General features: G+C 55.6%; 14 protein-coding genes. All 14 read left to right on the plus strand.

The window, feature by feature from the left end:
* Positions 1-117 precede the first annotated feature (117 nt).
* The 14 genes from ACTNC3_RS10565 (at position 118) to ACTNC3_RS10630 (ending at position 17,841) form a co-directional block, all read left to right on the plus strand.
* Positions 118-846, plus strand: coding sequence for a LysR family transcriptional regulator substrate-binding protein (locus ACTNC3_RS10565; RefSeq protein WP_441227403.1), 729 nt, complete (start codon positions 118-120; stop codon positions 844-846).
* 105 nt (positions 847-951) lie between these two features.
* On the plus strand, positions 952-2,349 hold the full coding sequence (locus ACTNC3_RS10570) for a YfcC family protein (RefSeq protein WP_441227404.1): 1,398 nt from the start codon (positions 952-954) through the stop codon (positions 2,347-2,349).
* 84 nt (positions 2,350-2,433) lie between these two features.
* Complete coding sequence (locus ACTNC3_RS10575; protein ID WP_441227405.1) at positions 2,434-3,609, plus strand: M20 family metallopeptidase; 1,176 nt, start codon at positions 2,434-2,436, stop codon at positions 3,607-3,609.
* A gap of 391 nt (positions 3,610-4,000) precedes the next feature.
* The gene (locus ACTNC3_RS10580; RefSeq protein WP_441227406.1) at positions 4,001-4,888 is read left to right on the plus strand and encodes a YitT family protein; all 888 of its coding nucleotides are present in this window, start codon (positions 4,001-4,003) and stop codon (positions 4,886-4,888) included.
* 171 nt (positions 4,889-5,059) lie between these two features.
* Complete coding sequence (locus tag ACTNC3_RS10585) at positions 5,060-5,479, plus strand: cell division protein ZapA (RefSeq protein ID WP_441227407.1); 420 nt, start codon at positions 5,060-5,062, stop codon at positions 5,477-5,479.
* A gap of 4 nt (positions 5,480-5,483) precedes the next feature.
* A complete protein-coding gene (locus tag ACTNC3_RS10590) occupies positions 5,484-6,818 on the plus strand; it encodes a peptidase U32 family protein (RefSeq protein ID WP_441227408.1) in 1,335 nt (444 codons plus the stop codon).
* Between the two features lie 72 nt (positions 6,819-6,890).
* Entirely contained in the window at positions 6,891-7,538 is a 648-nt protein-coding gene (locus ACTNC3_RS10595; protein WP_441227416.1) for an IS607 family transposase, read from the plus strand.
* A complete protein-coding gene (locus tag ACTNC3_RS10600) occupies positions 7,477-8,640 on the plus strand; it encodes an RNA-guided endonuclease InsQ/TnpB family protein (protein ID WP_441227409.1) in 1,164 nt (387 codons plus the stop codon). Before ACTNC3_RS10595 ends, ACTNC3_RS10600 begins: the two co-directional genes overlap by 62 nt.
* 194 nt (positions 8,641-8,834) lie before the next feature.
* Positions 8,835-10,034 (plus strand): hypothetical protein, encoded by a 1,200-nt coding sequence (locus ACTNC3_RS10605; RefSeq protein ID WP_441227410.1) that lies wholly within the window; start codon positions 8,835-8,837, stop codon positions 10,032-10,034.
* A gap of 10 nt (positions 10,035-10,044) precedes the next feature.
* Positions 10,045-11,481: an FtsW/RodA/SpoVE family cell cycle protein gene (locus tag ACTNC3_RS10610; RefSeq protein WP_441227411.1), complete on the plus strand. Its 1,437-nt coding sequence runs from the start codon at positions 10,045-10,047 to the stop codon at positions 11,479-11,481.
* Positions 11,482-11,493: 12 nt separating this feature from the next.
* A complete protein-coding gene (locus ACTNC3_RS10615; RefSeq protein ID WP_441227412.1) occupies positions 11,494-12,990 on the plus strand; it encodes a peptidoglycan D,D-transpeptidase FtsI family protein in 1,497 nt (498 codons plus the stop codon).
* A 130-nt stretch (positions 12,991-13,120) separates the two neighbouring features.
* The gene (locus tag ACTNC3_RS10620) at positions 13,121-15,058 is read left to right on the plus strand and encodes an ABC transporter ATP-binding protein (RefSeq protein WP_441227413.1); all 1,938 of its coding nucleotides are present in this window, start codon (positions 13,121-13,123) and stop codon (positions 15,056-15,058) included.
* Positions 15,058-16,983, plus strand: coding sequence for an ABC transporter ATP-binding protein (locus ACTNC3_RS10625; protein ID WP_441227414.1), 1,926 nt, complete (start codon positions 15,058-15,060; stop codon positions 16,981-16,983). Before ACTNC3_RS10620 ends, ACTNC3_RS10625 begins: the two co-directional genes overlap by 1 nt.
* Positions 16,984-17,154: 171 nt before the next feature.
* Positions 17,155-17,841, plus strand: coding sequence for a hypothetical protein (locus ACTNC3_RS10630; protein ID WP_441227415.1), 687 nt, complete (start codon positions 17,155-17,157; stop codon positions 17,839-17,841).
* Positions 17,842-18,214: the final 373 nt, after the last annotated feature.

Here is an 18,214-nt window from a genome sequence, read left to right on the forward strand (position 1 = left end):
GTCAGAGCTACAGGGGATAATAAAAAGTCCCACAGTATCTGAATGTATTGAACCACAGAATCAAAAAGAAAGGAAAATGTTGATTTAGCTTCTGGAATCATCATACAAGAGGAGTATGTGCAGCGGGCGGAGAAGATGCTGGAGATGAAGGCGGAGTTCGACGATCTTCTGAAGCGGGAGCAGAAGAAGCAGCCGGTGATTCGTATCGGTATACAGCAGCGAAGAGCGATTTCGATGGTGCCGGAGGTGCTGGCCCGTTTTAAGGAACGCTATCCGGATGTGGAGCTGGTTTTCCACGATCTTGTCGTCGCGGATCTGAAGCAGATGTTTAAAGAAAATGCGATCGATTTCATGGTTTCAAACTTCCTGGAGGAGCTTCCGGATACGGTGTATCACGAAATTGCGAAGGAACCGGTGCTGCTGGCGCTTCCAGATACGCATCCGGCGATTCAGTATGCTTATTCCGTGGAGGGGGATGGCTTATTGCATCTCAACCTTTCGCATCTGGACTGGGAGACATTTATCGTGCCGCTGCCGGATCAGAGTATGCGGAGAACAGCGGATCGCCTCTTCCGGGAGAATCATATCCATCCGAAACGCCTGATCGAAATTGGCCATTTCGATATCATCATGTCGATGGTGAACCAGGGGATGGGCGTCGGTTTTAACCGTCTCGGGTATTTGTCGGATATGCAGAGATTCGAGCATGTGCGCTATTTCCTGATCAATCGGGAAGCGGAGACCTCCAGCTTCCGGCTCGCTTATCGAAAAGGGCATGTGTTGAGTGCGTGCGAGCGTGCGCTGATCGAGATCGTCGAGGAAACAGTGCGAGAGAGGATGCATTGAATTTTCTTTAATAGAGCATTTGAAAAAATCAAATGGCACGTGATTCCCGCTACTGCTATAATGTTATATAAAGAAACAACATTATAAAGAAGGGGAATATTAACTATGGCAACGAAGAAGAAATTTCATGTGCCTCACAGCTTCATGATTGTGTTTTCGATCATCGTGTGTGCTGTGCTTCTGACCTGGATCATCCCGGCGGGTGAGTATGTACGTGTGGAGAATGCAGATGGCATCAAGGTCATTGATCCGACGCAGTTCAGCTATGTCGATCGTACACCGGTGAATCCGTTCCTGATCCCGATGTATATCGTAAATGCGTTTGTAAAGCGTGTCGATATCATGCTGGTTATCCTGTTTTCGGGTGCGGCTTTCCACATGCTGACGCAGTCTGGTTCACTGCAGGCGGTGATCGCGAAGCTCGCGAAAAAGTTTTCCAACAACCTGTATGTATTTATCCCGATTCTGACGCTGATGTTCGGTATCATCTGCACGACCCAGGCTGTCAACATGTTCATCGCGTTCGCACCGGTGATGGTTATGCTTGCACTGGCGATCGGTCTGGACTCGATCACAGGTGCAGCCATCATCCTGCTCGGTGGCGCCATCGGATTTTCGACGGGAACATTGAACCCGAATACGACCGTCGTAGCACAGAAGATCGCGGAGCTGCCGCTGTACTCCGGCATCGGCTACCGCTGGGTATGCTTCGCTGTGTACTATGTGATCACGAACATCTTTCTCGTGCGCTATGCACTGAAGGTTCAGAAGGACCCGACGAAGAGCCCGATGTATGAGCTCGACCAGAAGAGCGAGTTCCGTACAGCCGGCGGTCTGGATGATTTCGGGACCATCGATCTGCGGAAGATTTTAAATATCGTCGCACTCGTGGTTTCACTTGCAGTCGTGATCTATGGCAGTATCAAGCTGGGCTGGGATATGCCGGAGATGGCGGCGATGTTCATCTGGCTCGCCATCGTGGTCGGCATCATTTCCGGCTTCGATACGGATACGATCTGTAAGAACTTCCTCGAGGGCTGCAAGAAGATGATGTCTGCGATGATCATCATCGGCCTCGCACAGTCCATCAGTGCCATCATGAAGGATGGTAAGATCATCGATACCGTCGTACATGCCCTCGCAGGCGGACTCGGCAGTGTGCCGACACTTCTGCAGGCACCGGCGATGCTGATTGCGAACACCATCATCAACGTGTTCCTGACCTCCGGCTCCGGACAGGCCGCAGCGGTGATGCCGATCATGGTGCCGCTTTCCGACCTCATCGGTGTGACGAGACAGACCGCGGTGCTTGCATTTAACTTCGGTGACGGTTTCTGTAACTACATCCTGCCGACCTCGACCGCACTCATGGGCATCATCAGTGCCTGCAACATCCCGTATGATCGCTGGATGCGCTTCATGTGGAAGATGTTTGCCATCTGGCTGGTGGTCGGTACGGTGCTGCTGGTGATCGCGCAGATCATCCACTTCGGCCCGATGTAATCAGAATATGTAGAAGAGAGGCGCTGTACCGGTTACCGGGAGGCGCCTTTGAAGAATGACAGAAATGTGAAGGAGTGAAACATCATGAGCGATAAGAATACTTTATTTGCTGCGATCGATGCACAGCGGGATGCGCTCTGCTCGATGGCGGACCAGATTTTCGATCATCCGGAATATGATGGAGAAGAGGTGTTTGCCAGCGGACTGCTGACCGATTATCTTCGTGCACATGGCTTCGAGGTCGAGATGGGCGTCGGCGGATTCAAGACGGCGTTCCGTGCGACCTTCAAGCATGGCGAGGGCGGTCCGAAGCTCGGCATCCTCTGCGAGTACGATGCACTTCGGAACCTCGGACATGGCTGCGGCCATCATATGCAGGGGCCGGGCTGTCTCGGTGCTGCGGTGGCACTGAAGGACATGGCAGGTGCGGAGCCGTTCGAGCTCATCATCTATGGTACACCGGCCGAGGAGACGTTCGGCAGCAAGGTACAGATGCTGGAGCGCGGCTGCTTCCATGAGCTGGATGTCGCCTTCATGATGCATGGCGGTCCGAATACCTGCACGGATGTGAAGTGTCTCGCACAGAAGAGCTTCAACGTGACCTTCCACGGAAAGCGCGCGCATGCCGCACTGGCACCGGAGAAGGGCAGAAGTGCCTTCGATGCTATGCTGGTTGCATTCCAGGGCGTCGAGTTCCTGCGGGAGCATGTGCCGGATGATGTGCGCATGCACTACTGCATGACCGAGCTTCCAGGCCCGTCCAATGTCGTGCCGGCGACGGCAAAGGGTGAGTTTTCACTGCGTTCCTTCTCAAAGAAGGAGCTCGAGGACATCAGTGTCCGCTTCCAGGATATCATCAAGGGCGCAGCGCTGATTGCCGGCGTCGACTATGAGATCAAGGACGGCACCTTCTTCTTCAACAAGATTCCGGTGCTTCGTCTGAATCAGCTTCTGATGGACAATGCTGAGCTCGCGGGTGCTCCGCAGCTCGCGCCGCCACGTGAGAAGACCGGTTCGACCGATTTCGGCAATGTCATGTACGAGATTCCGGGTTCCTGCATCCGTGTCGCGTTCGTGCCGGAGGGGACCGCGTCCCACTCCCAGGAGTTCGTGGATGCCGGAAAGAGCGACGCAGCGCATAACTGCGTGATCTACGGTGCGAAGAGTATCGCCGGTGCATGCTATGACCTGCTGCATACCGAGGGTCTCCTCGATGCGGTCAAGGCAGAATACGCCGAGAATAAAAAGAAATATCAGTGATTTTCGAGCGAAAATCGTGTATGATAGAAGCCGTGTGAGGCATACGGACGAGCCGTTCGTGTATGCTCCAGACAGAAGATCTTCGTCGGCAGCGATTTGGAAAGAGAATCGTGCGCTGAAATCAGACAATCGAAAAGAAATGCAGCTGCATTGATTATAGTTCAGACTATTTTTGTGTAGCCGTATACCGATGAGAGGGCTGACATGAATGTCAGCCCTCTTTTTGTATGGTTGCATGAGTGCGTCGCGCGTAGCGCAGAAAGGTAACGGGATGATGCGGGCGACGGGTCTGTCTGGCTGCGAAGGTGGCAAAATCTAACGACGGCGTTTGTGACGTCGTGCATCGGCTCATGAATGAAGAAATGGGAACGTAAAAGAGGAGGAAAAATAAATGGAAACGATGGTGATGAAAAATCAAAAGAAGTGGAGAGAGACCGGGCTCGATATCCTGGGGGATTTCGCGGGTGCGCTGCTGCAGGCGATCGGTGTCTGGTGCTTCATCGAGCCAAGCCGGATCGCGCCGGGCGGGGTGTCGGGCATCGCACTGATGATCAACCATCTGTTCGGCTTACCGATCGGTGCACTCAGCCTCGCCCTCAACATCCCACTGCTGCTGGCGTCCTGGCTGCTGTTGAACCGCGGGATGACACTGAAGACCATCCGCACGGTCATCTTCATGAGCGTGATCCAGGATCTCGTGTCGGCGCTCTGTCCGTGGCAGTACGCAGGAGACCGCCTCGTATCCTGCGCCTTCGGCGGTATCTTCGTGGGCGTCGGCCTGGCACTGATCTTCATGCGAAACTCGACGAGCGGCGGTGGCGATATCCTGGCGAAGCTCCTTCAGAAGCGTTTCCCCTATATGCAGACCGGCTATGCCATCATGCTGGTGGACTTCGTGATCGTCACGATTTCCGTGCTGGTGTTCGGTGAGATCGAAGCGGCGCTGTACGGCATCATCTCCATCGTCTGTACTACCCAGTCGATGGATGCGCTTCTCTATGGACTGAACCGCGGCAGTCTGATCACGATCCACTCTGCGAAAAACGAAGAAATCGCGCATGAAATCATGGAAACTATGGACCGTGGTACCACCTTCTATAAAAGCATCGGCGGCTTCAGCGGCAAGGAATGCCTCACCCTCACCTGCGCCGTCGACCGTAAGCAGTTTCCGATCGTGAAGGAAATCATCGACCGCCACGACCCGCACGCCTTCGTCATCGTCTCCCCGACGAAGGAAACCTACGGCGAAGGCTTCATTGGCGACCCGCGGAAGCTCTGAGCGAAGTTTACAGTTCAGGCTCCGGGTCCCCCACTGCCTGCCATCGCTTGCGGTTGCATCGCGCTTGCGGGCTATGTTATAATAAATGGTCGAAAACATGGCGAACACCGTGAGGCACAGGCGCGTTCACCCGTGCTTCATGGACGTAAGAGATAGAGGAGTAACAGTTTCATGGCAGGAAAGAATTCTGTAGAGGTCGTAATCAATGGCAAGATCTACCAGCTGGCGGGGAGTGAGTCCGAGAGCTATATGCATGAGGTGGCGAGCTACCTGAACCAGAAAATTCTCGATTTTCAGAAGGAGACCGTGGGCTACAACAAGCTCGACGACAGCATCAAGGCCCTTCTCCTCGAGGTGAACATCTGTGACGATCTCTTCAAGGAGCGTAAGAGAAGTCGTGACATCCAGCAGGCGCGGGATGATGCGGAGCGGGAGAGCTATACGGCGAAGCATGACCTCGTGAATATGCAGATGAAGCTTGAGACGACGCTTCGTGAGCTCGAGAACACGCAGAAGAAGCTGGCGGAGCTCGAGGCGAAGCAGGCAGCGCAGGATGCGCGTGATCGTGCGCTCGCATCCACGAAGAAATAAGAGTATGAAAATCAAACGAGATAAACGTGTAGAGCTGCTGGCCCCGGCCGGTTCGTTCCAGTCCGTGGTCGCGGCGGTCAATGCCGGCACCGACGCGGTATACATGGGCGGCCGTCGCTTCGGTGCCCGCGCCTACGCGGATTCAGCACAGGCCGAGGGGGAAGATATGGTGATGGAGGCGATCCGTTACTGTCATCTCTTCTCGGTAAAACTATATATGACGGTAAATATACTCTTTAAGGACGACGAACTTAAGGAGCTTTTTTCGTACATAAAACCCTATTACGAGGCGGGCGTCGACGGCCTCATCATGCAGGATCTCGGCGCCGTACGTCGGATCAGGGCAATGTTTCCGGACCTCGAGGTACATGCCAGCACGCAGCAGACCATCACCAGCGTGGCCGGTGCCCGCATGGCGCAGCGCTTCGGCATGACCCGGGCGGTGCTCTCCCGGGAGCTCAGTCTCCAGGAGATCCGGAAGATTCATGACGAAAGCGGCATGGAGCTCGAGGTTTTCTGCCACGGCGCGATGTGCTATAGCTACTCCGGTGCCTGCTTCATGTCCTCGCTTCTCGGCGGACGTTCCGGTAACCGCGGCCGCTGTGCCGGCACCTGTCGTCTCTGCTTTGAGACTGCAGGGCAGAAGGGCTACTACCTCAGCATGAAGGATATGCAGACGATCGAGCTGCTGCCGGAGCTGATCGAAGCCGGTGCCTACAGCTTTAAGATCGAGGGCCGTATGAAGTCCCCGCTGTACACCGCGGGGGTCGTCAGCGTCTACCGCAAGTACCTCGACCTCGCGCTCGACTGCATTGACCGAAAACAGGGGGCAGCGAAGCACGGCAGTATGTCGGGCTACCGCGTGGCCGAGGAGGACCTCCGGACGCTGCGCGAGATCTTCGACCGCGGCGGCACCAGCAGCTATCTGAAGAAGCATAACGGCGCGGACATGATCGCGCTGTCGGAGAAGAAGTTCCGTGCGGTGGATCAGACGGTGACGGACCGCATCCAGGCCGCGTACATCGACCGCAACCGGACGATCACGGTGGACGCCGTGATGGACATGACGGTGGGCGCGCCGGCGGTGCTGACCCTCAGCGACGCAGCCGGTCGCATGGTGACCGCGGTGTCGGAGGACCTCGTGCTCCCAGCCGAGCAGCGGCCGGTGCAGGCGACGGAGGTCGAGGCGCGGCTCCGGAAAACCGGTGGCACCGCATTTACATTAGGAAACGTACAGGTATCGGTTCATGGCGATGCGTTCTATCCGGTCGGAAAGCTGAATGAGCTTCGCCGAACAGCACTCGCGATGTATGAAGAGGAGAGGATGTTAGGAGATTAAATTAACTGACAAACGTGATTAAATGTGTTTAAATATACCCATAGAAGGGAATTGTTTATGCATACATCTAATATCACGAATTATAAGCCCAAAGATTTTGCTGAGTTGTTAGGCGTGTCTGTAAAAACATTGCAACGTTGGGATAGGAAAGGAACTCTAAAAGCAAATAGAACTCCAACTGATAGGCGTTATTACACTTACGACCAGTATCTTCAATTTAAAGGCATAAATATCAAAAATGACCAACGACAAGTAGTTATTTATGCGAGAGTGTCTACAAAAAACCAAAAAGATGATTTACAAAACCAGGTCGCATTTTTAAGACAGTTTTGTAATGCCACAGGAATTATTGTAGACGAATGTATTGAAGATTATGGGAGTGGTCTTAATTACAATCGTAAAAAATGGAATGAGTTATTAGATGAAGTAATGGAGCAAAAAATCAAAACCATAATTGTAACCAATAAAGATAGATTTATTAGGTTTGGCTACGACTGGTTTGAAAAATTCTGTATGAAATTCAACACAACCATTGTGGTGGTAAATAATGAAGAACTATCGCCGCAAGAAGAATTTGTACAGGATATTGTTTCGATTCTTCAGGCGTTTTCCTGTAGGTTATATGGACTTCGTAAGTATAAGAAGCAAATAGAAGGAGATGAGGAAATTGCTAAAGAGCTTCAAGACGGAAATCAACCCAACAGAGGAACAGAAAGTTAAGATACGTAAAACAATAGGGACTTGTAGATATATTTACAACTTCTATCTCGCTCATAATAAAGAACTTCATGACAATGGAGAAAAGTTTATGAGTGGTAAAAGTTTTAGTGTCTGGCTGAACAATGAATATCTTCCCACAAATCCAGATAAGTTATGGATTAAGGAAGTAAGTTCAAAATCTGTAAAGCGTTCAATCGAAAATGGTTGTGTCGCATTTACTAGGTTTTTCAAACATCAAAGTGCTTTTCCTACTTTTAAAAAGAAAGGAAAGTCTGATGTGAAGATGTATTTTGTAAAGAATAATCCAAAGGATTGTCGTTGCGAAAGACATAGAATTAATATTCCATCACTTGGTTGGGTCCGTATCAAAGAAAAAGGATACCTTCCTACGACCAAAGATGGGTATGTGATTAAAAGTGGTCATGTTTCTATAAGAACTGATAGATACTATGTTTCAGTTCTTATAGAAATCCCGAATAACAAGATAGTCGATAATTTCAACGAAGGAATTGGAATTGACCTTGGATTAAAGGATTTTGCCATTGTTTCTAATGGCAAAACTTATAAGAACATTAACAAATCTGCAAGATTAAAAAAACTTGAAAAACAACTGATTCGGGAACAGAGAAGTCTTTCCCGAAAGTATGAATATTTAAAGAAAGGAGAGTCCACTCAAAGAGCAAATATACAAAAGCAAAAGCTCAAAGTACAGAAATTTCATCATAGACTGGATAATATCCGTACTGATTACATCAATAAAACAATCGCTGAGATAGTGAAAACCAAACCATCTTACATAACGATTGAAGATTTGAATGTATCAGGCATGATGAAGAACAGGCATCTTTCTAAAGCTGTTGCATCACAAAAGTTTTATGAATTTAGATCAAAACTTAAGGCTAAATGTGATGAAAATAGTATTGAATTAAGAATTGTAGATAGATTTTATCCCTCTTCTAAACTATGTCATTGTTGCGGTTCTATAAAGAAAGATTTAAAACTTTCAGATAGAATTTACAAATGCGATTGTGGCTATGTTGAAGATAGAGATTTCAATGCTGCACTTAATCTGAGAGATGCTACGACTTACGAAGTTGCATAAATAAACGCAAGCGTAAGTATGTACCGAAGGCTATTTCGGGAATTGACGACTGTGGAGTGTACAAGAACTTGTGAGTAGCATATCTGCCTACAGATTGCAAAAGCATATACGATGAAGCAGTAAGTAATGTTTGTGAGAACTTACAACATCTCGATGTGAGTATATTTAATCACATTTTGAGTGGCAGATTTTACGTGGCTCGCAGAGAATATACGCAGCACAATCAGATAGATAAGCGGAAGCATGCTTCGGCGTCCGCGGGTCGAAGAGAAAAGCCGACCGAAACCGGACGAAGAAACGACCATGCGAGGACAGAGCGCAGTGCAGCTCCGAAGCGCGGTGGGGACAGTGCGCCTGGTGAGAACCGTCGCGCGGGTGAACGGGCGCAGATAAAGCACACGTCGGTGGCATGGACGGCGGCCGGAGTCGCGGCGCGTGACTGGGCGCTGCCGGTGGCGGTGACGGTCGAGACGGAGGCGCAGCTCGCGGAGGTGCTGAAGCACGACGCAGTCGCGCTCGTGTACCTCGACGAAGCCTGCTTCACGGATTTCGCCGCACTGATCCGGCGGGTGCATGCCGCCGGAAAGCAGGCGGGGCTTCGCCTACGCCGTATCGAGCGCGACTTCGACGCGAACGGGCGAAAGGCGGAAAACAGCGCCGAGCTTCTGAGCGGACTCTGGAAAGCGGAGCGTCTCCCAGATGCTCTTCTGGTGCGGAACCTCGATGAGGCGATGCTGCTCGAGGATTTCTTCGGGGCGCATCCGGAGCTCGGGGCACGCATCCGCCGGAACTTCGACTATACGGTATACGGCTACAATAAGGAAGCGATCCAGGCGCTGGTATCACTCGGTGCCGACGGACTCACCTATCCGATCGAGCTCACGTACTACGAGTGCCGGAAGCTTCGGGAGAAACTTCGGAGCAGTGTCCATGGTGCCGACGGCACCCGCGGCACGAATGCGGATGCCGTCGAAGGAGAGAGCACTCCGGTGCCGGCAGCTGCGCGGGCGGGTGCTGACGCAGAAGCCGACAGCATTGGCCTCGGCGAGCTGCCGTTCGAGCTGATGATCTACGGGCATCTGCCGATGATGGTGAGTGCGAACTGTATACAGCGGACGAGTGCGCGCTGTGATCACGGCAACCGGATCCTGCAGCTGCGCGACCGTATGGGCAAGGACATGCCGGTGCGCTGCTACTGTACGTACTGCTACAATCAGATATTTAATGCCGAGCCGCTCGTGCTCTATGATCTGCCGGATGAGGTGCGCGCGCTGCAGCCGCAGTGTCTGCGCTACGATTTCTCGGTGGAGCCGGCAGCGGTGGTGCGGCAGGTGCTCGAGGGCGCGGTGCCGCGCAGCATGACGCGCGGGCATTTCCGTCACGGGATCGAGTGAAGGATGAATCATGATTAATCTTTTTATCACGGCGTCGAAGTACATTCAGCTGCTGCTGATCGTGCTCTACACCTACTGCAATTTCCGATATCTGTCCATCCCGGACCAGGAGGACGCGGACCCGCTCTGCGACTGGCAGCTCCGTATCATCCTGCTGGTTCATTTTCTGATGAACTGTATCATCTATCTGAAGACGGCGGACATGAGCGCGGTGTGGTTCTACCTCCTGCAGCTCGCGTTTTTCCTGCTGTACACCTTCGGGGCGCAGCGGCTCTACCGGAACATCAACCGGCTGCTGCTGAACAACACGGTGTTTTTCCTCACCTACGGACTCATCATGCTGGAACGCCTTGATGCGTCGAAGGCGATGAAGCAGTTCGTGATCATCGTCGGGGCGGCGGCACTCACGCTTGTCATCCCGTACCTCATCGATAAAATCTGGGACCTCGTGCGCTGGCGCTCTGCCTTTGCCGCCTTCGGCATCCTGCTGCAGGGCGTCGTGCTGATCATCGGCGCGACGAGCTACGGTGCGAAGATGTCGATTTCGATCGGCGGCTTCACCTTTCAGGCGTCGGAGATCGTGAAGATCACCTTCGTGCTGGCGATGGCCGGCATGCTGAGCCGCGCGACGGAATTCAGAGACATCGTCCTAAGCTCGCTGGTGGCGGCTGCGCATGTGCTGGTGCTTGTCGCCTGCAAGGATCTCGGCTCCGCGCTGATTTTCTGCCTCGCGTACCTCGTGATGCTCTTCATCGCGACGAACCGCAGCCTCTACCTCGTGCTCGGCACGGCGGCGATGGGCGGCGCGTCGGTGTTCAGCTACGCTGCCTTTTCACACGTGCGGAAGCGTGTGTTCGCGTGGATCAATCCGTGGGCGGACATCGACGACAGGGGCTACCAGATCACGCAGTCGCTCTTCGCGATCGGCACCGGCGGCTTCGCGGGCCTCGGTCTCTACCAGGGTATGCCGAACCGCATCCCGATCGTCGAAAAGGACTTCATCATCTCGGCGATTTCCGAGGAGATGGGCGCGATCACCGCGATCTGCATCATCCTCGTGTGCCTCGGCTGCTTCATGCAGATGATGGTCATCGCCACCTATATGGAGGACAGCTTCTACAAGCTCGTGGCGGTCGGCCTCGCGATCGAGTACATCGTGCAGTCCTTCCTCACGATCGGCGGCGCGATCAAGTTCATCCCGTCGACCGGTGTGACACTGCCGTTCATCAGCTACGGCGGCTCGTCGCTCGTCTCGGCCTTCATCGTCTTTGCGATCATCCAGGCGCTCTACATCATCCAGGGCAACGAGGATGAGGCGGACGAGCTCGAGGAGATGGAGACGTACGAGGAGACGCCGGACGACGAGGACGAGGCGCTGGAGGAGGACAATGCTGAGAACGACGCCTACGCGTCGGAGCAGGTTTCTGCGGAAGATTTAGACCTGTAGGAGAGGACGACAATGTCAGAAAAGAAATCCCGTTCCGGGAAGCAGAAATCAAATCGAAATATCGTGGGCTTCATCTACTTCTTCGCGCTGCTGTTCTTCGCGATGATCGGCTACATGATCTACTTCATCGGCTGGCAGGCGGAGGACCTCATGGGCAACGCGTACAACCCGCGCATGGAGGTCTTCAACGACCGCTTCGTGCGAGGCGCGATTCTGTCCGCGGACGGGCAGGTGCTCGCGCAGACGGCGGTGACGGACACCCGTGTGAATCAGGATGGCTCCGTGAATCCGGAGGGCGCGTATACGGAGACGCGGCAGTACCCGTTCGGCGGCGTGTTCGCGCAGGCGGTCGGCTACTCGACGAAGGGAAAGACCGGCCTCGAGGCGCTCGCGAACTTCTACCTGATGCAGTCCAATGCGAACCCCGTGACGCAGGTGGTCAATGAGATCATGGAGACGAAGAGCCTCGGGGACAATGTGGTGACGACCCTCGACGCCGGCCTGCAGAAGGTGGCGTATGACGCGCTCGGAGACCAGAAGGGCGCGGTGATCGCCGTGAATCCGACGACGGGCGAGGTCCTCGCGATGGCCTCGAAGCCGAGCTTCGACCCGAACACCATCGTCGAGGATTGGGACGACATCGTGAATAATCAGTCGGCGGCGGCACCGCTGCTGAACCGCTGTACGCAGGGGCTCTATGCACCGGGCTCGACCTTTAAGATCGTGATGGCGCTCGAGTATATGCGGGAGCATCCGAACGACTGGCAGGATTTCCACTTCGACTGCGACGGCGAGTACCAGGATCCGGCGGACGAGCGCTACGTCGTGCACTGCTATGGCGGCGAGACCCACGGAAGCGAGGATCTGTCGTCGGCCTTTGCGAACTCCTGTAACGCGGCCTTTTCGAAGATCGGTACGCTGACGGATCCGAAGAAGCTGCTGGAGACCGGCGATGCGCTGCTCTTTAATCAGGATCTGCCGATCAGCATCACGTCGAGTAAGAGCCGGCTGAAGCTCGCCGCCGATGCCGACCCATGGACGCTGATGCAGACCGCGATCGGCCAGGGCGACACGATGATGAGCCCGCTGCATGAGGTCATCCTCAGTGCGGCGATCGCGAACGGCGGCGTGCTCGTCGAGCCGACGCTGCTCCGGCAGGTGCAGTCCGCGGACGGCAAGGTCGTGAAGACCTTCGGCGAGGGGGCGAAGCGTACGCTGATGAGCGCGGAGGAGGCCTCGACACTCGGCGGCTTCATGCGCCGCGTCGTCACCGAGGGTACCGCGTCGGTGCTTCGGAAGGCGGACTACGAGGCGGCCGGCAAGACCGGCTCCGCCGAGGTCGTGAAGAACGGAGAGAAGAGTACCACCGCCTGGTTCACCGGCTTCGCGCCGTACGAGCACCCGGAAATCGCCATCTGCGTCGTCGTCGAGGACGGCGAAACCGGCGGCCGCACCGCGGCCCCGATCGCCCGGAAGGTGCTGGACTACTGGCTCGAAGAGCGAGGATGAGATGATGAAAGCTGTGCCTGTGGCACAGCTTTCGTGCATTTCAGTCCTTTTCTCCGTCCGCCCGAGGGCGTATAATGTGAAAATAAAACGGCGTAGTATCAGCGCGCCGAAACCATCCAGGGGAGTATTTATGAAACGTTTACTGACTTATATCCGGGACTACCGGGTCCGCGCCGTCCTGGCGCCGCTGTTCAAGTGCCTCGAGGCGTGCTTCGACCTCTTCGTGCCGCTCGTCATCTCGAGTATGATCGATCGCGGCATCCGAAGCGGAAACCTCGGCTATGTCTTTCGCATGGGCGGCCTGTTGCTCGCGCTCGCCGCGATCGGCCTCCTGTGCTCCTTTACCGCGCAGTTCTTCGCCGCGAAGGTCGCGATCCATACCGGAAAGGGCCTGCGCAACGACCTCTTCCGGCACATCAACACGCTCGGCTACCGTGAGATCGATACGCTCGGCACCAGCACCCTGATCACGCGCATGACCTCCGACATCAATGCCGTCGAGAGCGGTGTCAATATGGCGCTTCGCCTTTTCATGCGCTCGCCGTTCATCGTCTTCGGTGCCATGGTCATGGCCTTCACGATCAGTGTCCGCTCCGGGCTCATCTTTGCAGTGACCATCGTGATTCTCTTCTGCGTCGTCTTCGGCATCATCCTGACGACCGCGCCGATGTACCGCGCGAACCAGGGCCAGCTCGACCGTATCATGAAGACGACCCGCGAGAATCTCCTCGGCGTCCGCGTGGTCCGTGCCTTCAACCGGCAGGCCTCGGAGATCGATGAGTTCCGTCGCGAGAACGAGCGTCTCACCCAGATGCAGGTACGTGTCGGTCGTATCTCCGCGCTGCTGAATCCGGTGACCTACGTCATCATCAACCTCGCCGTCGTCTACCTCATCTATCGCGGCGGCGGCTTCGTCTATGAGGGCGCGATCACCCAGGGCGGCCTCGTCGCGCTCGTGAACTACATGTCGCAGATCCTCGTCGAGCTCATCAAGCTCGCGAATCTCATCATCCAGATCACCCGCGCCAGGGCCAGCATGAACCGCATCGACGGCATCTTCGCGCTGCAGCCGGCGGTCTCAGATGCCAATGTCTCCGCCCGTGACGCAGTCACTGCGTCGTCAGCTGCGACCGACACTGCATCTGCCGCCAATGCTTCCGCCCACAGCGCAGTCACTGCGTCGTCAGCTGCGACCAGCCTTTCTTCTTCGGCTTCCGCCGCAGCGACCGTGTCGCAGCGTAGTGATGACCAGCGAAGCAGGGTGCCGGCGGTCGAGTTTCGGCAGGCGGCATTTGCCTACACCGAGGGGGCCGAGGATGCGCTCCGCGACATCAGCTTCCGCGCGATGCCGGGCCAGACGATCGGCGTGATCGGCGGTACCGGCGCCGGCAAGACGACGCTCATCAACCTGATCCCGCGCTTCTACGATGCGACAGCGGGCGAGGTGCTCGTCTCGGGACAGAATGTCCGGGACTATGCGCTCGAGACGCTGCGTGCGAAGATCGGTCTCGTGCCGCAGCGCTCCGTACTGTTCCGCGGGACGCTCCGCTCGAACATGCAGTGGGGGAAGCCGGATGCGACGGATGATGAGATCTACGCCGCGCTGAAGACCGCGCAGGCCTACGATTTCGTGGAGCAGAAGGGCGAGGGCCTCGAGCTCGAGGTCGAGCAGGAGGGCCGGAACTTCTCCGGTGGACAGAAGCAGCGACTCGCGATCGCGCGTGCGCTCGTGCGTCGCCCGGAGATCCTGATCCTCGACGACTCTGCGTCCGCGCTCGATTTTGCGACGGATGCCGCACTTCGGAAGGCGATCAAGAGCAACACCGAGAACATGACCGTGTTCCTCATCTCGCAGCGTGTCTCGACCGTTCGAAATTCTGATCAGATCATCGTCCTCGACGACGGTCAGGTGGCCGGCATCGGCACCCACGCCGAGCTCTACCGGAGCTGCCCGGTCTACCACGAGATCTGCCTGTCACAGCTGAGTCAGGCCGAAGCCGAGCGCAGTGACGATGTGGAGAAAACGGCATTGGCCGAAGCACAGAACGAAGGAAAGGAGGTGCAGTGATGGCGAAGGGAAAACCGAGAAAGATGACCGCGGATGACGCGAAGACCATCCGGCGTATCCTGCATTATATCCAGAACTATCGCGGTCACGTGATCCTCAGCATCCTGCTCGCGGCGGTGACCGTGGTGCTGACGCTCTACATCCCGATCCTGACCGGACAGGCGGTCGACACGATCGTAGGTCCTGGGGCGGTCGACTGGCCGACACTCCTGCAGATCCTCGAGCGCATGGGCTTCATGATCCTCGTGACGGCGTTTGCGCAGTGGGTCATGAACCACATCAACAACGTCGTGACCTTCCGCGTGGTGCAGGACATCCGTACGAAGGCCTTCAACCACATCGAGGAGCTGCCGGTCAGCTACCTCGACGCGCACCCGGCGGGCGACCTCACGAGCCGCGTGATCACGGACATCGATCAGTTCTCGCAGGGCCTGCTGATGGGCTTCACGCAGCTGTTTACGGGCGTGCTGACCATCCTCGGCACCCTCGTGTTCATGCTTTCAATCGAGCCGCTCATCACGCTGCTCGTCATCCTGCTGACCCCGCTCAGCTTCGTGGTGGCGGGCCAGATCGCGAAGCACACCTATACTTTCTTCCGGCATCAGTCGGAGAGCCGCGGCGAGATCACGGCCTTCACGGAAGAGATGATCGGAAATCTGAAGGTCGTGAAGGCCTTCGGGCATGAGGATGAGGCACAGGCGGAGTTTGAGAAGATCAATGAAACCCTGTCCGACTACAGCTTCAAGGCGACCTTCGTGTCGTCGCTCGTGAATCCGGCGACCCGCTGCGTGAACTCGATCGTCTATGCGGCGGTCGGCGTGAGTGGTACGGTGATGGCGATACGGGCCTTCATCTCGGTCGGACAGCTCGTGTCGTTCCTGAGCTACGCGAACCAGTACACGAAGCCGTTCAATGAAATCTCCGGTGTCGTGACGGAGCTCCAGAACGCCATCGCGTCCGCGAGTCGTGTCTTTGAGGTCATCGACGAGCCGGCGATGGAACCGGACGCGGCGGACGCCGTGGTACTGGGTGGTGCGTCAGCCGGCGCTGCGCATGAAACGAGCGCTTCGGCTGCATCTGACGGAGAAATGACCGCGGCGCAGGCCAGCACTTCAGCTGCAGCTGCACAGCTGCACGCGGTCGCAAACGCCGCGGGTGGTGATGATCTGAGCGGCGGAGACATTGGCGGCGTACGCGGTGCGGTCGACATCGAGCATCTGTGGTTCTCGTACGACAAGACGAAGAAGCTGCTCACGGACATCAATGTGCACGTGAAGCCGGGCGAGACCGTGGCGATCGTCGGGCCGACGGGCTGCGGCAAGTCGACACTCATCAACCTCCTGATGCGCTTCTATGAGGCGGACCAGGGCGCGATTCTCGTGGACGGACTCGATCACCGGAAGGTGACGCGGGAGAGTCTGCGCGCGAACTTCGGTATGGTGCTGCAGGAGACCTGGCTGAAATCGGCGTCGATCCGCGACAACATCGCGTATGGAAAGCCGGATGCGAGCCTGGAGGAGATCGAGGAGGCCGCGCGCCGGGCACACTGTGACAAGTTCATCCGCCGCATGCCGCAGGGCTACGATACCGTGCTCGGCGAGGACGGCGGCGCACTGAGCCAGGGCCAGAAGCAGCTGCTCTGTATCGCGCGTCTGATGCTGCGCCTGCCGCCGATGCTCATCCTCGACGAGGCGACCTCGTCCATCGATACGCGCACTGAGCTTCACATCCAGCATGCCTTCGACCGCATGATGGAGGGCCGCACCTCGTTCATCGTGGCGCACCGCCTCTCGACGATCCGAAACGCCGACCTCATCCTCGTGATGCGCGACGGTAATATCGTCGAGCAGGGAACGCACGACGCGCTCCTCGCACGTGGTGGCTTCTACGCGAGCCTGTATAACGCACAGTTCGCTGCGAGCTGAGAAGAACCGCGCGATACCTGCGTAATGAAATACCGGGTAGATATATCAACATGAAACTTAAAAAGGAGTGCCTTCCGATGGGAGACACTCCTTTTTGAAATTGGGCACGTACAGGAAAATGTGGTAGTATAGGAAAAATATGATTTCAGATAAAAAGGAGCTGGACGATTTATGAAAGCACGTAAAGATATATTCGCACCGATCCGGGAGGCGATGCGCGACCCGGTCGGCTACATTGGCACACACCGCTATGCGCTGTGGCTCCTGTACCTGCCGGTGTACATCCTGTACTTCGGCATGCTGCAAATGCGGGCGGTGCCGGCGGAGGCGGTGCACATCATCGAGACGCCGCTCGACCGGATGATCCCGACGATTCCTGCGTTTTTTGTGCCGTACGCGATCTGGTGGCTGCTGTTTCCGGGCGCGCTCGTGTTTTTCCTGTTCTACGGAACGCGCCGCGATTTTCTGAAGCTCTGCTTCATCCTCTTCGGCGGCTACACGATCTGCATGGTCGTGTACACGGTCTGGCCGAATGGACTCGCGCTGCGGGAGTCGCTGACGGGCAGCGATCTTTTCTCGCTCGGCGTGCAGTGGCTGCGCTCGATCGACCCGCCGCGGAACGTCTGCCCGAGCATGCATGTGTCGAGTACCATCGCCATCGACATCGTCGTGCGGCAGTGCAGCTATATCCGTCCGCGCATGAAGAATCTCGAGACGATCATCGCGGCGCTGATCTGCATCGCGACGCTCTTCATCCGCCAGCACTCGATCATCGACGTCGTTCTCGGCTTCGCCATGAGCTGGGCGCTGTATTTCGTCTGGAAATTGGCGGTAGAAGCGAAGGTTTTCAGAGGATAATCTGGAACGGCTGGAGTGGATATACACAAAAGGGTATTTCGTATACACAATTTTAAAAATAGGATTTGCGTGTATAGTCTGTAAAAAGGACACCTGCTGGAAATTATGCCGGAAATTATTTCCGAATCGTTTGAAAAAATGAAATTCAGATGATAAAATAAGGGTAGATCAATCGAGATGACTCGATCGAAATCATCCAGGAGACCAGCTATGAAAAGTCAAGCATAGATTAGCAGAAAATTATCTTTTTTATCGGTGGCTCTAAAAGGGTAACTCTAACAGAGCTCCCCAAAGGGTGCTTTTCAAAATCTACTATGATCTCGAGTTAGAACTTACTCAAGATTGAATGCCACATCATCCGTCAGCATCTTAA

Source organism: Oribacterium sp. HCP3S3_B9 (genome assembly GCF_052064255.1).
In the GTDB taxonomy this organism is placed as follows: Bacteria; Bacillota; Clostridia; order Lachnospirales; family Lachnospiraceae; genus Oribacterium.

Coding starts and splice junctions, on each gene's coding strand:
- ACTNC3_RS10570 (WP_441227404.1), top strand. CDS start 952: ATGGCAACGAAGAAGAAATTTCATGTGCCTCACAGCTTCATGATTGTG.
- ACTNC3_RS10580 (WP_441227406.1), top strand. CDS start 4,001: ATGGAAACGATGGTGATGAAAAATCAAAAGAAGTGGAGAGAGACCGGG.
- ACTNC3_RS10625 (WP_441227414.1), top strand. CDS start 15,058: ATGGCGAAGGGAAAACCGAGAAAGATGACCGCGGATGACGCGAAGACC.
- ACTNC3_RS10615 (WP_441227412.1), top strand. CDS start 11,494: ATGTCAGAAAAGAAATCCCGTTCCGGGAAGCAGAAATCAAATCGAAAT.
- ACTNC3_RS10590 (WP_441227408.1), top strand. CDS start 5,484: ATGAAAATCAAACGAGATAAACGTGTAGAGCTGCTGGCCCCGGCCGGT.
- ACTNC3_RS10600 (WP_441227409.1), top strand. CDS start 7,477: ATGAGGAAATTGCTAAAGAGCTTCAAGACGGAAATCAACCCAACAGAG.
- ACTNC3_RS10575 (WP_441227405.1), top strand. CDS start 2,434: ATGAGCGATAAGAATACTTTATTTGCTGCGATCGATGCACAGCGGGAT.
- ACTNC3_RS10610 (WP_441227411.1), top strand. CDS start 10,045: ATGATTAATCTTTTTATCACGGCGTCGAAGTACATTCAGCTGCTGCTG.
- ACTNC3_RS10585 (WP_441227407.1), top strand. CDS start 5,060: ATGGCAGGAAAGAATTCTGTAGAGGTCGTAATCAATGGCAAGATCTAC.
- ACTNC3_RS10630 (WP_441227415.1), top strand. CDS start 17,155: ATGAAAGCACGTAAAGATATATTCGCACCGATCCGGGAGGCGATGCGC.
- ACTNC3_RS10620 (WP_441227413.1), top strand. CDS start 13,121: ATGAAACGTTTACTGACTTATATCCGGGACTACCGGGTCCGCGCCGTC.